13 protein-coding genes and 1 riboswitch are annotated in these 15,923 nt (G+C 42.7%); of the genes, 2 read left to right on the plus strand and 11 right to left on the minus strand.

What is annotated here, in order from left to right; translation table 11 throughout:
- Positions 1-37: 37 nt before the first annotated feature.
- The gene (locus tag ACFQ4X_RS14980; protein ID WP_379837182.1) at positions 38-4,333 is read right to left on the minus strand and encodes an alpha-amylase family glycosyl hydrolase; all 4,296 of its coding nucleotides are present in this window, start codon (positions 4,331-4,333) and stop codon (positions 38-40) included.
- 286 nt (positions 4,334-4,619) lie between these two features.
- Positions 4,620-4,705: riboswitch (cyclic di-GMP riboswitch) on the plus strand.
- A gap of 82 nt (positions 4,706-4,787) precedes the next feature.
- Here ACFQ4X_RS14980 and ACFQ4X_RS14985 point away from each other — a divergent pair.
- Positions 4,788-5,981 carry a DUF5667 domain-containing protein gene (locus ACFQ4X_RS14985; protein ID WP_379836457.1) on the plus strand — a complete coding sequence of 398 codons (1,194 nt, stop codon included), beginning with the start codon at positions 4,788-4,790 and terminating at the stop codon, positions 5,979-5,981.
- A 228-nt stretch (positions 5,982-6,209) separates the two neighbouring features.
- On the opposite strand, the gene ACFQ4X_RS14990 is transcribed toward ACFQ4X_RS14985, so the two are convergent.
- From ACFQ4X_RS14990 to ACFQ4X_RS15000, 3 genes are all read right to left on the minus strand, one after another.
- Complete coding sequence (locus ACFQ4X_RS14990) at positions 6,210-6,413, minus strand: hypothetical protein (RefSeq protein WP_379836459.1); 204 nt, start codon at positions 6,411-6,413, stop codon at positions 6,210-6,212.
- Positions 6,414-6,587: 174 nt separating this feature from the next.
- Positions 6,588-7,064: a GNAT family N-acetyltransferase gene (locus ACFQ4X_RS14995; RefSeq protein WP_379836461.1), complete on the minus strand. Its 477-nt coding sequence runs from the start codon at positions 7,062-7,064 to the stop codon at positions 6,588-6,590.
- Positions 7,065-7,084: 20 nt separating this feature from the next.
- On the minus strand, positions 7,085-7,681 hold the full coding sequence (locus ACFQ4X_RS15000) for an SGNH/GDSL hydrolase family protein (RefSeq protein ID WP_379836463.1): 597 nt from the start codon (positions 7,679-7,681) through the stop codon (positions 7,085-7,087).
- Positions 7,682-7,805: 124 nt separating this feature from the next.
- On the opposite strand from ACFQ4X_RS15000, the gene ACFQ4X_RS15005 reads away from it, so the two are divergent.
- Positions 7,806-8,840: a class I SAM-dependent methyltransferase gene (locus tag ACFQ4X_RS15005; protein WP_379836465.1), complete on the plus strand. Its 1,035-nt coding sequence runs from the start codon at positions 7,806-7,808 to the stop codon at positions 8,838-8,840.
- Between the two features lie 127 nt (positions 8,841-8,967).
- Here ACFQ4X_RS15005 and ACFQ4X_RS15010 read toward each other — a convergent pair whose 3' ends face one another.
- The 7 genes from ACFQ4X_RS15010 to spoIIID form a co-directional block, all read right to left on the minus strand.
- Complete coding sequence (locus ACFQ4X_RS15010) at positions 8,968-10,686, minus strand: methyl-accepting chemotaxis protein (RefSeq protein ID WP_379836467.1); 1,719 nt, start codon at positions 10,684-10,686, stop codon at positions 8,968-8,970.
- A 275-nt stretch (positions 10,687-10,961) separates the two neighbouring features.
- Complete coding sequence (gene fabZ / locus ACFQ4X_RS15015; RefSeq protein ID WP_066244840.1) at positions 10,962-11,387, minus strand: 3-hydroxyacyl-ACP dehydratase FabZ; 426 nt, start codon at positions 11,385-11,387, stop codon at positions 10,962-10,964.
- A gap of 344 nt (positions 11,388-11,731) precedes the next feature.
- The gene (locus tag ACFQ4X_RS15020) at positions 11,732-12,028 is read right to left on the minus strand and encodes a DNA-directed RNA polymerase subunit beta (protein WP_379836470.1); all 297 of its coding nucleotides are present in this window, start codon (positions 12,026-12,028) and stop codon (positions 11,732-11,734) included.
- 15 nt (positions 12,029-12,043) lie between these two features.
- Positions 12,044-12,871 carry a flagellar hook-basal body protein gene (locus tag ACFQ4X_RS15025; protein WP_379836472.1) on the minus strand — a complete coding sequence of 276 codons (828 nt, stop codon included), beginning with the start codon at positions 12,869-12,871 and terminating at the stop codon, positions 12,044-12,046.
- 11 nt (positions 12,872-12,882) lie between these two features.
- Positions 12,883-13,704 carry a flagellar hook-basal body protein gene (locus ACFQ4X_RS15030; RefSeq protein ID WP_379836474.1) on the minus strand — a complete coding sequence of 274 codons (822 nt, stop codon included), beginning with the start codon at positions 13,702-13,704 and terminating at the stop codon, positions 12,883-12,885.
- A 369-nt stretch (positions 13,705-14,073) separates the two neighbouring features.
- Positions 14,074-15,075 carry a rod shape-determining protein gene (locus tag ACFQ4X_RS15035; protein ID WP_130293169.1) on the minus strand — a complete coding sequence of 334 codons (1,002 nt, stop codon included), beginning with the start codon at positions 15,073-15,075 and terminating at the stop codon, positions 14,074-14,076.
- A gap of 194 nt (positions 15,076-15,269) precedes the next feature.
- Positions 15,270-15,536, minus strand: a complete 267-nt coding sequence (gene spoIIID, locus ACFQ4X_RS15040; RefSeq protein ID WP_026677325.1) for a sporulation transcriptional regulator SpoIIID — start codon at positions 15,534-15,536, stop codon at positions 15,270-15,272.
- Between the last annotated feature and the right edge of the window lie 387 nt (positions 15,537-15,923).

Below are 15,923 nucleotides of genomic sequence, written 5' to 3' on the forward strand. Positions count from 1 at the left end.
ATGCCGCCGGAACTCTAGTCCAGTAGCATCTCTTTTACTAGTTTTTATTAATGGTTAATGTAATATCTTTCGTGTTCTTGCTAATTGCCCCGCCATCGTTTTTAAAGATCTCAGATTTGTTTTCTTCTGATGGCTCGATGTGGATGTTCAACTTGTTCTCTCCACCAGTCAAGTTAACTGTATGTGAGAACGTCATGTCCTCATTAATCGTGATTGTTTCACCGTTGATCGTCATCACGCCTTCTTTAATCGCATTACCTTTTAACGTGATCGTGTCAGAGGTTACGATTTGGCCGTCTGTATGAGATGTCACGACTACCGGCATGTCGATCCAGCGCAGGATCTTATCTTGAACGACCATCTCGTTGCCGCCTTGATTCGTGACAACAAAGCTCAGATCCGTTCCTGGAGCACCATAGCCGTAGTAGCTCACGTCATCATCGTTCGGGTTAGCTGGTGTGTGGTCAGCAAGCCCTTCTTGATCCCACGAGCTGTTCTTCGCGTACTTGTACGTGATTACTTCACCTTCTTGCGCTTCGAACGTGTATTCATAATCGTTCGTTACAGCACCGCCGCGCGTCATCTTCCACGCACCTGTGTTCCAGCCGTTTTTGCTGCCCGGCATCGTAATGTCCACGCCCTGTGGTGTATACGCTGGTGCGTTCACTTTCATCGTTACTTTTACCATAACAAGGTCAGGCGTTACAGTTACTGCGTTCGACTTCACGCTGTTACCTGCTTTGTCGTAGATGTGCACTTCGTATGAATACGATTTGCCGTTTGTTACGTTCAAGTCTTTGTATGTGGTTGCGTTCGTATCCAGGATTTGATCAATCACTTCACCGTCTCGGACAATGGTGAACAAGTATGGCTCGTTCGCTCCTTCAACAGACCACTTTAGGTTCACTTGGCCAGACTCTTGAGCCGGCTGCTCCAGTGTAACAGAAGATGCCGGAGCTGTTGTGTCGTCACCTTTTGTGAACGTTACGGATTTCGCTTCACTCGTTACCCATGTTCTTCCTAGATCTGTCGAGAACGCATAACGGTATTCGTACGTTCCTTCGTTAAACGGCAGGAATGAACCGCTGAAACTGTTGAACTCGCCATTTTGCGTTGTGTAGCTTGCTTGATGTGAAGTCCACGTGTCCTTGCCTGGTTCCTTCACTTGAAGTTCGGCTTGCAGACCTTCCGCTAAATCACTCTCTGTTTCACCTTTTATAAAAATATCAGCTGAAACATTTTGTACTTTGGAAAGATCGATCACACCGTTTTGCAGCTCTGTTACGTTTGCAATCTCATAGTTTCCATCTTTTAAAGCAACATGCGGGATTGCTGCATCCGATTCTGTTTTTACAGATTCGTTATTGTCTTTGTTGATTGCAACAACCGCGAAATAGTACTTGCGGCCGTTATCTAAGCCATCAATTTTGATAGAATTATCATTTGTTTCTGCTACCTTTTCATAAAAAGCACCAGAGATTGTCGTTTGGTAGACTGCATAACTTCTAGCGTCGCCTTCCCAAGTCAGGGAAACTGAGTGGCTAGCTTCCGTTGCTTTCACGTTCGTTACAGCTTCAGGACTCTTTAAGTTCTGTCCCTTGTCTGAGACGAGCATGCGTCCGCTCATCGCTGGAACGGTTACTGTCAGCTTGCCGTCTTTCACGCTTGCTTTGTATGTTTTATCGAGCTGATCTGTCAGCTTCACGTTGTTTACGATCAGCTTCTTCACATCTAGCTCAACTGTTTTTTCTTCACTGCCGCGGTTTGTGATCACTACCGCTGCATTTTTCTTATCAATACGTGTATAAGCCAGTACATCTTTTTCAGCGTATAAGTGATTTAACTCGCCATAGCTGAACAGATTATGATAGTCAGCACGTACCTTTCCGATTGCTTGATAATGCTTCACAAGATCTTTATCTTCTGATCCCCACGGATATGTTCTGCGGTCATCGGGATCTTTAGAGCCTGTAACGCCAGCTTCATCTCCGTAATAAACGGTCGGCGCTCCGGCATAACCCATCTGTAAAATCGCCGCAAGCTTAAGACGCTTTACGCCAAGTTCGTGGTTATAATTCGGATCCAGTTCAGCACGCTCATAAGAATCTGTGCCATTTCCAAGGACGAAAGCAGCACGTGGTGTATCGTGCGACCCCATTAAGTTCATTAGCGCGTAGAATGCTTCTTGCGGGTAATCTTCAAAAACAGCGTTCAGCTGATTTTCAGCACCCTTTGCGTTTCCGTTTTTCAGGTAATCAATCATCGCACCGCGGAAACGGTAGTTCATAACAGAGTCGTAAAGATCGCCGAGGAAGTATTCGGAAGCATCATCCCAGATTTCGCCAAGGATCAGCGGATCATCCTTCTTGCCTTCTTTTAGTTCGTCACGGAACTCTCTCCAAAACTCAGTATCTACTTCGTTCGCTACATCCAAGCGCCAGCCTGATGCACCACGGTCCAGCCAAGATTTTGCCGCAGAATCTTCATCATACATGATGTAGTCTGCGAACGGTTTGTTGTTGAGTTCAGAATCATAGTCTACTGCTTCTCCAGGAATGGATTTGATCTCCGGAAGTGAATCGAAGCCCCACCACGCCTGGTATTTATAAACGCCATTCGCTTTATCATTCTCAATGTTAAACCAGTTGTGGAAGCCGTATGAACTGAACTTTTGGCCGTCCTCTGTAAACTTTTCTTCTGTTTGTTCCTTCGCTTCTTCTTCTGTTAAGCCTTGCTCGTTCATAAGGTCATAGATGCTCGCCCAATACTCGTAAGCACCAACCGTATCGTATTTTCCGTAACGGTCAAAATAGATCGAGTCATCGCCAACGTGGTTGAACACGCCGTCTAAGATCAGGTGCATCTTGCGTTTTTTCAGTTCTTTTGTAAAAGCTTTAAATTCTTCAGGTGTTCCAAACATCGGATCGAGCGCCTTGTAGTCTGTCGCATCGTATTTGTGGTTCGATGCAGCATGCGCGATCGGGTTCAGGTAGAGAGTGTTCACGCCAAGGGACTGAATGTAATCCAGCTTCTTCTGAACACCGGCAATGTCACCGCCAAAGAAATCGTTTGACCAGATCTCGTCACCTTCGTATCCTTCTGTTTCAGCTTGACGCGGGTTGTCCGGAAGCTCACTCCACTCTTGATGTTCTATTGGTTCTTCACCGCGCGCTGTTGTTTTTGCTGTATCGTTCTTTTTGTTGCCATTGAAAAAACGGTCAGGGAAAATCTGATAAACGACAGACTCTTTCATCCAGTCTGGCGTTTTATAAGAAGGATCGTAAACGGTCATTTGGAAAAGACCAGCGTTTGTGTCAGCAACCGCACCTTTTCCGCCTTCCCCAGTGTCCTCACCGTATTCTTTTACAGCATCTCCATCACGTGCCGTAAATTTATATCCGTAAATGCCTTTTTCTTCAGGTGTAACCGTAGCTTCCCAAAGCTCGATCTCTTCACCATTAATGGTTGTCCATCCGGCGTTCTCCATATCTTTTACAGTCGTGCTGCCAGAGTTGTAGTTTCGTAAGTATAATTTGGCGCCAGTAAGATCGCCTTTTTTCGTTTGAAGACGAAGTGTTACTTCTTCACCCGCCTTGATTGCTCCAAATGGTGCACGGAATGCTTCGTTCCACGTATCATGGTAAAGCTTGTCCCCGTTCACGCTTCCGTCCGGCAACCCCGGATCATAATTCGTGTACACTTCTTTTGTGTCATGGTTATAAAAGAACGTAATTACGGCGTCTTTTATAACGTTTAATACAAAGTTGCCGCCTGGATATGCAGGCGCATCCCAGCTGTTTCCGAGAACAATTTTAAACTCGTGCTTTCCTTTTGGCACTTGAGTTGTATATGTGTAAATGTTGTCTAAATCTTCATCTTGTAAAAGTGCAGTGGATTCTCCTGGTGACCAGTTGCCGCCAGCACCAATATCAGGCTGGATGTCGCCGACGATACGCGGAGTCTGTTCCGTTGGAAGGGGCTCAGGAATTGTAACTTTATGCGTCGTGTCGTCATACATAAACGTTACCTCTTTTTCAGAATCGAGAGTAAGTTTGTAGTTGTCACCACCCGCTTTTCCATCAACGCCATAGTTCTCATCCCAAGAACCGTTGATAGCGATCTTGTATTCATAGCTGCCTGCAGGCAATGTTCCTGTAAGCTTGTACTTTCCATTTGGCTGCAGCTCCATCTTTGTTGCAGGATCAGCTGGATTCCACTCGCCAGATCCGCCAAGTTCGTCTTGCAGGCTCCCAACAAGTGTCACCGTTCTTTCTTCAGCTGTCGTTTTCGCTGGCTGTATGAGCAGTGCAGATGCAAACGTTTGCAAAATCATTGTAAATAATAAAAGCCATGAAACTGCGTAACGCGATTGTTTCTTCCTCACTTTGTATCCCCCTTTTTAAAATGTTGTGCAAATAAGTGAAAGCGTTTGCACAAATGCATTTAAGTTAGCGCTTTCATTTCAATTATTATCCCATGTTTTCTTATTTTGGAAAATGCGTCATTCGGCTGATAAGGCTGTAAATAAATAGGTAAATATTCTCATTTTTCCTTAAAACCTTTATAACTAAATCACTTCTAACCGATATAAAGCATGAATTACGCACACTGGAAACGTAAAAGGATAAAGGCAAACCTATGGAAACGTAGCGACGCAAAGCTAAAGGGGCTTCTGCACACCGTGCAATGCCAGCCAGCTGCCGTTTTTTCGGAGCACACTCCGCCAAACGGCATGAGTGTGTCTTTTTATTGTTTTCCAATTCTTTAAATAAGAAAGGGAGAATGAAGTGAAGAAGATTTTAAGTTCATTTTTAGCGTTAGGACTTGCAACAACTGGGTTTGGGCCTTCCGTTTTGGCTAACACAGGTGCTGCAACACCAGTTGAAGAACCCGCTGAAGAAACGCAAACAGAGGAAACAACTGAGACGACAACACCAGAGGATGAGGAACCTGCTGAATCCGAAGAGCCCGCTGATGAAGAACCATCGGAAGAAGAAGCACCAGACTTAGTACCAGGAGATTTCTTTTATTTTGTAAAAATCATGATGGAGAAAATCCAGCTGGCTGTAACGACAGATGACTATGAAGAAGCGAAACTTTTGGCTGATTTTGCAGCTGAACGTACTAAAGAAGCGAATGTTCTTTTACAAGATGGTGATGTAGAAGGCGCAACAAAGCTTTTAGAAGAAGCGATCGCTCAGCAAGAAGAAGCTGTTGAAATAGAGGAAGAAGCTTCTGGAGAAGAAACAGCTGAAGATGTAACCGAAGATGGTGCAGCTGAAGAGACACCTGCTGAAGAAGGCACAGAAGACGAAACAACTGTTGACGAAGAAGCTGCAGAAGAGGATGCAGCTGCTGAAGAGGAAGAAGACACTGCCACTGAGCTTGAGAAAAAGTTTTTTCAAAATATCGTAGCTTTAATGACTGCTCTTGAAAAGATTGATAACCCAAAAGCGCAAGAAGCACTTTCGAAAAATATTGCAAAAGCCTTCGGAAAGCTTGAAAAGAAAATAGCAAAACATGAGAAGAAGCAGAATAAAGAAGATGACGAGTCTACTGAGGAAGAAGATTCTTCAACTGAAACACCTGAAGCACAAGAGCCAGAAGCTGAGGAGCCAGAAGCGGAAGAGCCAACTGGCGACACAACAGAATCTGATGAAAACACTGCTTCAGTAACAGCAGTACCTGTAAAAGAGAAGAAAACAAAGCAGCAGCCTGTTGTTCCTGCTCCTAAAAAAGAGCAGCCCAAAAAAGAACATCCTAAGAAAGAAGATGTGAAGAAAGAAGCTCCTCCAGTAAAGGAACAGCCGAAGAAAGAAGAATCAAAGAAAGAGCAGCCTAAAAAAGAGGAAGCTAAAAACGAAGATCGCGGAAAAAATGATGATCATAAAGAAGAAAAAGGGAATGATGATCGTAAAAATGACCGTGGAGACGAAGAAAAAGGTAAAGATAAAGAGAATAAAGGCAAAAACAAAGAATAATAATGAACCCTGCCGAAGCTTTTGGCAGGGATTTTACACATAATCGCACGTTGTTTTATAAAATCACACGTTAGCGACCTAGAATCGCACGTTAAAATGAATAATCGCATGCTAATTAATATATACACGATTTTCGACACGAGGTTTCATTTCCGGAACCCCGCTCCCTCCAAAAAAATAAACACCAGGTCCTCTCTGGAAGGTAGAGGCCTGGTCCGTTTTTATATCTTATTCAGCTGACTCCTCAGTTGATTCCTCATCTGTTGAAGTTTCTTCAGTAGAACCTTCTTCTGTTGATGTTTCTTCATCTTGATTTTCAGTTTGTTCCGTGTTTGTTTCTTCTTCCGTGTTGTCGTCCTGGTTGTTACATGCAGTGATTAACATAATTGCCAAAAGAGATGCTCCGATTTTCGCCATAAACGTTTTGCTCATCTTAAAATTGCTCCCTTCGGATTTTCATTATGATTTTTTGCATGAGTATGGGATTTGTTTGTCCCTGCTCAGAATATATCACGAAAAAAACCCGAAAAGACGGAATTTACCAAGTCATAACGGAGACTTTACACTTCCTAAACCATCTTTATATTGGCTTAATATTAATCGACTTTATACATCATAATGCAGCACATATTGAGGCCCGACCGGTCCATGTTTGATCTGACCGCGATCTTGAAATCCTGCTTTTTCGTACAGCTTTTTGGCAGGTTCATTTTTAAAGTTTACCGATAAAATTAATTCATTGATTTCAGGAAAATGGGTTGAAACGAATGCTGGCAGCTGCAGCATCGCTTCTTTCGCATATCCTTTTCCCTGCTCTGACTGATTGATTGAGAGGGCACGGATTACCATGGCATGAGGATTTGCGGTAAAATCACGGATATTCTCACCTGCATGCAGAACAAAAAAGCCTACTGGCACGTCTGATACCATGATAACCACTGGGTTTCGGCTAGGATCTTCTTCACATTGTTCCAAGGCATCACTTGGCATGGCGGTAAATTTTTTTTGGTCTTCTATTAGATAAAAGGCATTAAGAGCTTCACGATGAATTTCTTCAAAAAAAGTGAGTGCAACGTTCCCCATATTCATAACCCCTGTCAATTTTATAGATCAATCAATGATTCTGCTGCTTTTAGCCAAGCTTTTGCCATCAGTTCGTCCCCTTTTTTTCTCATATGTACACCGTCTGTTGTTAATGAAACGTCAGGTTTTTTTGTTAGATGGCTGATAAAAATGTCATGTGTTGGGACGAGCACTGCATCAAACTCCACGGCTAGCTTGCGAACGACTTCTACATACGGAATCAGTATCTGATTTCCTTGAGATTGCGGGTTCTCTTTTATGATCGTCGGTTCCATGAGTATGAGTTTTGTGGTGACGGGAAGCTGTGACAACAGTTCACGATAAACTTCTTCAAATTTAGAAACATCCACTTGAGAAAGGTCTGGGCTATCCAGCTGTCTCCACACATCGTTGATTCCAATGGAAATCGTTAAAAGATCAGGCTCTAAATCAATGACATCCCGCTCCCACCGGAAAGCAAGGTCTGTAACACGGTGCCCGTTGACGCCTTTGTTGATAACCTTTACATCCTCTGGCAGCACTTCTTTAATCATGCGAACATAGCCGTTCCCCAGTCTTTCAGGATCTGTATTTTTATTAGAAGCTGTGATGCTGTCACCGATAAAAATAATTTTCAAGGCTGTTTCCCCCTCCGATTTGTTTCTCTTATTTTACCATGTGGGCGAAAAAAACATGATTTAAAGGATTTTGGACAGCCGTTTTGGAATACATATAGAAAATCCTTTTTACAGGAGGCAGAACATGATTGAAACTGCTGTTCATCGCCCAGTTACATTAGGTCAAACGGAAAAGATGCCGTCATATCGTATGGATTTGCGGCAATATAAAAATCAGAAAGAATATGAGAAGTTTGTAAAAGTAAATACGGTGAATGACTGGTCGACCGTTTCTTGGAATGACATCGGGAAGCCGTATGAAGTAACTTCGTTTTCAAAGGATAAACTGGATTGGGAGAAGGAGCATGGCGAGACCTTGCCTGTTCATACCTCTTGGACGATGTTCAACCAGTCTTTTCATGAGTGGTTTTCGAAGGATGTTCCTGCTGAAATCCACGAAAAAAAAGGTGCTTTTTTTCATAGTTTAAAAAGCTTCAAACCTTCTGAAGTAAAAGTAGCGCTCGGAGATTATTTGCGCATTCATTTATGGAATTATGTTCACAGGGTACAGGATGGCATTTGGGATCCTCGCGGAAAACGTGCGTTGTTTGAAGGGCTGGATGTTCAAAAGCCACGCATTTTATTTTTAGGTGCGGCTGAAGGTTATGAAGCGATGCAGCTTTCTGCAATGTATCCAGGCGGTGAAGTAGTTATGGTCGATTATGATGCGTTCTGCCGGGATGCGAGGTATGCAGAGTTCCCTGAATCCTATCCGTTCTTAGGGAAAAATCCTAGTACAGGCGGAGAAAAAGTTTATTTTAAAGACGATTTTAACATATCGTATGTGGTGGATGACATTCGCAATCTTTCCTTTGGAGCGGAGTTTGATATTGTGCTGAGTGTCGGTTTACTTGAGCACTTCCCTGATTCTATGAAGGCTGAGGTTGTGGAGTGGCACCGGAAGTTCTTAAAGCCGGGTGGCTATATTGTGATGACAACACCCCGAGCCCAGCTTCGGTCCAAGCTTTATTACGAGATCATGGCGGATGTAATGAACCATACGTACCGGGAGCTCATGACGTTAGAGCAGATGGGGCTTTATCTGTACGAGAACGGACTGGATATTATGAAGCACGGCTATATAAAAGTGCATAACGGGATTGTGGCGAAGGCGAAATAAGAAATTAGAGTGATGGCTGGAGGAAAGCAGATGCATAGAGATGGTATTATAACGTGCAATAAATAAAAAGCTGCATCAAACAAATTGGGGCTGGCTCAAAAATTATTGAACCAGCCCTTCACTTAGCTTATAGTTTAAAATTCCCCGTTAGTTCTTTTAGTTTCTCTGACATTTCATTAAGCTGTCCAATTGACTGAGACATACTTTTAATATGATTATCCTGTCTGTATGTTATAGAAGCAGCATCTCTTGTACCAGCTGCTGCAAGTTCTGCAATATTCGCCGTTTCCAAAGCAGATGCAGCAACTTCTTCTGCTGAAGCGGACATTTCCTCAGATGTCGAAGTAACTTCTTGAACTTGACTTACAACCCCTTCAACGGAATTTAAAATAGAGTTGAAAACTTTCTCTGTTTCAAAAATTGATTCCAGACCAACTTTAACCTCGCTTAAAACAATACCCATGTCTTCTGATGTACGGTTCGTATCGTGATTTATCCTGGAAATCAACTCTCTGATCGTCTCTGTTGAATTGGAGGATTCCTCAGCCAGCTTTCTCACTTCATCAGCTACCACTGCAAAGCCTCTCCCATACTCCCCTGCACGTGCTGATTCAATCGCAGCATTCAAGGCAAGAAGATTCGTTTGTGATGAAATTCCGTCTATAATTTCGATTATGTTTGAAATTTCTTTAGAGTGTCCTTTCAATGTCATAATGGATGACGAAGAACGATGGACTGACTTTGATATGTTCTCCATCTGTTGAATTGCTTCTTTCAGCTTTTTATTTCCATGTCCCGCTTCTGTAAGTGTACGAACAGAAAACTCCGATGATTGGGCGGCTGCTCCCGCAATATGCTGAACACCCTTAGTCATTTCTTCGACTACAGTTACACTTTCTTTCAAAGTTTGGTGTTGAGCTGTTGATCCTGCTGAAAGCTCTTCCATGGTAATGGCTATCTGTTTACTGGCCGCTTTGGTTTCTTCTGCCTGTAATGAAAGAGCAGTTGATGTTGTGTTTAAAGCCAAAGAATATTGGTTGATTGTCTGGATAATACCTCTTAAGTCCTGCAGCATTTTGTTAAAAGAATTTGTAAGCCTTCCAATTTCATCTTTTCTTTTTGAATCAATTTTTACAGTAAGATTCCCACGGCCGATTTCCTCAGCATTTCTAGAAAGTATTTGAATTGGTCTTGTAATAGAGACCGTTACGATGACTGTAATTAGAATTCCAATAATTAATATCCCTGCAACGATTAATGCCATCTTCAATTTATTTGCTGAAATCGCTTTATATACACTTGAAATATCCTGATCAGAACCTACAATCCCAATAACTTCACCAGATTTCTTTTTGATTGGTAAATACACTGATATGATAGCACCATATTCTTCTGTATTAGTCATTTCGATTGCTAATTTTCCTGTTTTAAATGCCTGTTTAATAGCAGGATAATCTTCTATACCCTTTTCTTCTTCACCAATTTCAGATGCATCCTCGGAGTTTGCGGGCATTCCATCTACAATATAAGAATAGGTATACCCCTCTTCTGCTTTAGCTTTTTTCATTGTATATAAATAGGTAAGTCCATTTGTTTCCCTAATATCATTTAATTGACTTCGCAATTCCCAGTAGTAATCTGTTTCCCCATCTTTCAAAACCTTCTCATATTCTTCAGTATTTATAAGTTGTACGGCTCTCTTAACAATCCCCTCAGACTGGTTACTAACCGTTTCTTTTATTAATGCCTCAGATGATTGATTAGAAAAATAACCAATTAACAATCCTGTAAGCAAAACCAACCCTGAAAATACTAATAGCATTCTAACTTTGATGCTCTTACCCATCTGCATTTCTCTCCCTGTATCTAGCTAGTTAATAGACTCACCCCTTAATTTTACTTTATTTGGTTATGATGGTAAATGAATACTTTTTTGAAAAAGGATTAAAATGATTTTATTGGCAGTGTGCTGAGGAAATTTTGTAAAAAGAAAAGTTTACTGACTTTCAATAGTAAAGGAGAACTCATGGATTCGGATAGAATCCTGAGTTCTCCTTTTTTGAGTGTCTTTTTCACAAATACAAAAAGGGGGGTTTTGTATTTGTCTGGGGTCAGACCCCTTTATTTGCCTAAAGCGAAGGTGATTTCTACTTCGCATGCTACCTGTCCATCAACCGTTGCGATTCCTTTGCCTTTACCGATCGAACCGCGTACTCGTGTCATCTCAACTTCTAGACGAAGCTGGTCGCCTGGTACGACTTGCTTTTTAAAGCGGCAGTTATCGATGCCAGCAAAAAATGCAAGCTTCCCGCGGTTTTCTTCTTTTTTTAGCATAGCTACTGCTCCTACTTGAGCAAGAGCTTCGACGATTAACACGCCTGGCATTACTGGGTACTCTGGAAAGTGGCCGTTAAAAAATTCTTCATTCGCTGTTACATTTTTGATACCGACTGCACGCTGTCCTTCGTCTACTTCTAGGATGCGGTCAATTAATAAAAATGGATAACGATGCGGGATAATTTCTTTAATTTCTTCGATGGTTAACATGATCTACATCACCTTTCTTTTTTCTGGTTCTTTTCTAAAAGATTGTAATTTTTACGTAAATACTTCTTTGACAAGTTGATTGGAGCGCAAGATGCGAGACTCCTGCGGGATCAGCGGGACAGGTGAGACTCCTAAAGGCGCAAAGCGCGAGGAGGCTCACCGCACGCCCCGCGGAAAGCGAGCATCCTGGAGCGGAAATCAACTGCTTCCAATACAACAAAGTTTACGAACAGCCTTTTATATTATCTTTCTTTTATTATACTTGGTATTGTTACCTGGTACTAATTTTTATCAAAAGAAAAACAATGACCCTTTAATCCTGCCATTGTTTTATTATTATATCTTTACTTCTCTTTTTCTACAAGGTCGATAATGTGCGTCCATGTTTCCTTCTCAAAGACATTCATCGGCTTTCCGTCACCGAGCACACCATAGCCAACCATTGTACCGATAGCAAAACAAACAACGATCCCGCAGATCAGCAGCAAAAGTCGAAGCCATATCGGAAAGCTTCTCTTTGTACCACGGTGAATCAGCTTCTTCTTTTCTTCCTTAGAAGAACTCTTTTTCTCTTGATATCGCTGTGTTTTTTGATTTTCTTTTTTATTTAACTCTTGCTCATGCATTTCATTCGTTGTCATACAAACCTACCCCATTTAGCGAAGCCCGTTTACCAACCCCATCATCTGGTCAGCAATTGTAAGAGAACGCGCGTTAAATTGATATGAACGTTGTGTTTGAATCAGTTCGGTCATCTCGGTAGAAATGTTCACGTTGGAAGATTCCAATACTCCCTGGTGAACAAAGTTGCCTGCTCCAGCTTCTATTTCCTCAATAACTTGATTTAATGGAATGCCTTGTGGCGCTTGGAAATTATGTCCGACTGCAAGCATCAGCTGCGGACGAATAATATTCGCAAGTGCTAGCTGTCCTGATTCAACAACCGCTCCATTATTTAACGTTACCGAAACTTGGCCGTTTTGTCCAATGGTAATTTTATTATGGTCACTAGGAATCGTGATCGGGCCGTTCACACCTATCACACGATTCCCTTCTGACGTAACGAGTTCCATCTCATCAGGGTTTCCTGCAGACGGCGATAAATAAAACGCACCGTCACGAGTATATTGAACAACTTCTCCGCCATTGTTATCCGTCGTTTGAATCTGAAAAAACAACCCTGGCTGCGTAAGTGCCACATCCAGCAAGCGTCCCGTTTGCTGCAATGTTCCTGATTCTAAACTAACCGCTGTCGAAGAAATACGCGCGCCGCTGCCGAGCCGGATACCGTTCGGAGTCAATCGCCCATCTTCTGTAGGGTTTAGAGCCTTACTCTCCATCTGCTGAAAAAGCAGATCAGAAAATTGTGCTTCCCGGCGTTTGTAGCCGTTCGTCGTGCTGTTCGCCATGTTATTTGAAATGGTATCCAGCTTGTGCTGAAGCTGTCCCATCGTCACTGCTGCTGAAATCATAGACTGGTTCATGCGTGATCCCCCTAGCCGATTCGGCCAATTTCATTTGCGGCTTTTTCCATCGTACGGTCATAGGCTTGAAGCACTTTTTGATTCGCTTCAAATGCACGGTATGCCGTCAGCATCTCCGTCATCGTCTGTTCTGTGTTCACGTTAGAGCGTTCAACAAACCCTTGCTGCAGGTTATACGTGATTGCCGGATTGCCAATTGCGCTAGCCGCTTCTCCATCTAGTCTGAAAAGTCCTGATCCTTCTTTTACCAGATTGTTAGGATTCGCCACATAGGCAACATCAATCTGTCCTGCGACCGCACCGTTATCAATCACCTGGCCGTCCTTGTTCAATGTAAAGTTGTCGCTTGTTACCGTGATTCGTTCTCCATCCGTTCCAAGAACATAATGTCCTTCAGGCGTTACTAAACTGCCCTCTGCATCAACTGAGAAATGGCCGTTTCGTGTAAAACGCTCTTGTCCGTTTACGTTCAACCGGAAAAATAGTCCGCCTGGCAGTCCCGTTTCAGGATCAGCCGGTACTTGTCCTTGTAAAAGAGCAAGATCCGTTTTGATTCCTGTCTCGCGGAGATCTCCTTGCATGAAGTTTGGAGTCGTCTCTTGCACATATACTCCGGTAGAAAGTATTCCTACCGGGTGGTTGTTCGGAATTTTATTACCGTTGATCTCGGTTTGCCCCATATGCTGAAGAAGCATCGTTGGGAACGTGCGCAGACTTGCGTTGTCCGCTTTATATCCAGGCGTATTGGCATTCGCCATATTATTCGTTAAAATTTCTTGTTTGCGCTGCTGTGCCAGCATTCCTGCTGCAGCATTATAAAAGCCTCTTAACACGGAGTATTCCTCCTGTAATCGTAATCTGGACACAAAATGTCTCATCGATCATATCGACAGATTTTTACATTTCTTAATAAGATTCTGCGAAAAATGACGGATTCCTTTTTAAAATGAGGAATTTGTACCAGAAGATTCATAGCGACCGTTTTGTCGAAAAGCCTATAAACGAATTTGAAGGATCATAAAAATTTTTGAAGGCTCATAAATCAAGTTGAAGGACCATAAAAAATTTTGAAGGATCATAAATTAAGCTGAAGGATCATAACTGGCTAAACATCATTTTAAATCAGGTTGCTTGGCACTCGCCAAACTTCTTTACTAACCTAAAAACCAAAAATGCCACCCACCAGGGCGGCATTTCCTTTATTAAAACACTTTTCTTTTCGCAATCTTATCCATATGTTCAAGCATTAAGCCTGTTCCGTTTGCTACGGCTTTCATTGGCTCTTCGGCAACCAGTACTGGAACCTTCAATTCTTCTGCAAACAGCTGGTCGATTCCATGAAGAAGTGCTCCTCCGCCTGTCAGCATAATGCCACGGTCGATGATGTCAGCAGATAATTCTGGCGGCGTCTTCTCAAGCACGCTTTTCGCTGCCTGGACGATTACCATCACAGGCTCCATCAACGCTTTTTGAATTTCTTTTGAGTGAACGGTAATGGTACGCGGCAAGCCGGATACCATGTCACGGCCGCGGATTTCAAGCTCTTCATCACGCGCGCCAGGATAAACCGTCGCAACGTTTAGCTTGATGTTTTCAGCTGTGCGCTCACCGATCAATAGCTTGTACTCTTTCTTTATGTACTGAAGAATTTCTGTATCGAACTTGTCCCCAGCCATTTTAATAGAAGAGGAGGTGACAATATCGCCCATGCTCAAGACCGCAACGTCAGTTGTGCCACCACCGATGTCAACAACCATATTGCCGCTTGGCTGGAAGATATCCATCCCCGCCCCAATTGCAGCCACTTTCGGCTCTTCTTCAAGAAAAATATGCTTAGCGCCGCATTTTTGTGCAGCTTCTCTAATGGCTTTTTGCTCTACGGACGTAATGTTCGTTGGTGTACAGATCAAGATTCTTGGCTTAGCAAACACGCCCTTCACTTTTATTTTATTAATAAAGTGTTTCAGCATTTGCTCAGTTACTTCAAAGTCAGCAATTACGCCGTCTTTCAGCGGACGAATTGCTACGATGTTGCCTGGTGTACGGCCTACCATGCGGCGGGCTTCTTCTCCAACAGCGAGTGCTTTTCCGGTATTCGTGTCGATCGCAACGACGGATGGTTCGTCAAGCACAATCCCTTTTCCTTTTACATAGATCAATACATTAGCGGTACCAAGGTCAATTCCAACGTCCCTTGAAAACATGTTATATCCTCCCTGTTAAACATCCATACAATATAATGACATTTTTAGTAAAAAATCGAAGTTCTATCCAATTTATCATTATATCACAAGTTTGTCGAACAAGGTGAAATATTGTCAAAAATTAATTATTGGACATCAGACCTATAGGCACATAATGATTTTGGTGTCATGTTACATCCCTATCATTCGTAGACTTATTGAACAACTTCCTCTGCGCCTTTTTTATATTTGACGCGCGTCGCTTCTCCACCCCGCAAGTGGCGGATGGACTTGTGGTATTCGAGGATTTCTTTTACGTTATTTGCAAGATCCGGATTAATTTCAGGCAGCCGCTCGGTAAGGTCTTTATGCACCGTGCTTTTGGAAACCCCGAATTCTTTTGCGATCATGCGGACTGTTTTTCTTGTCTCCACGATATACCGTCCTATCTTGATGGTTCGCTCTTTGATGTAATCGTGCACACCACTCGCCTCCCTAAAATGGATGTGAGAGATGCGATAGAGACTTCTATGAACAAGCTACGTGACAAGTTTCGTTGTCATCTTCGGCTTATAAGTATAGCTTCCCTTCCCCTTTTTCCACCGCAGCCATAGTACGATTTCTCACCGCTCACCCTCAATTGAATTATTGTAGGTTTTGTAACATCTTATTAACCAAGTTTTCGTTATATGCCTAAATCTCAACTGGGACAAGGGGAAATGTCCATTTTTGTGAAAAAACCTCCATAAACAGTTGAAAAATCCATCGGTGAAAGGAGGTTTGGCTGAGAAAACTGGTGGGGATTTTAAGTTTTACGGTACGTGTTCTTTTTTCTGTTACACGTTCGCTCAAGCTGACCTTACTTTCGC

The sequence above is a fragment of the Fictibacillus halophilus genome, from assembly GCF_042680145.1.
GTDB classification, from domain to species: Bacteria; Bacillota; Bacilli; order Bacillales; family Fictibacillaceae; genus Fictibacillus; species Fictibacillus halophilus_A.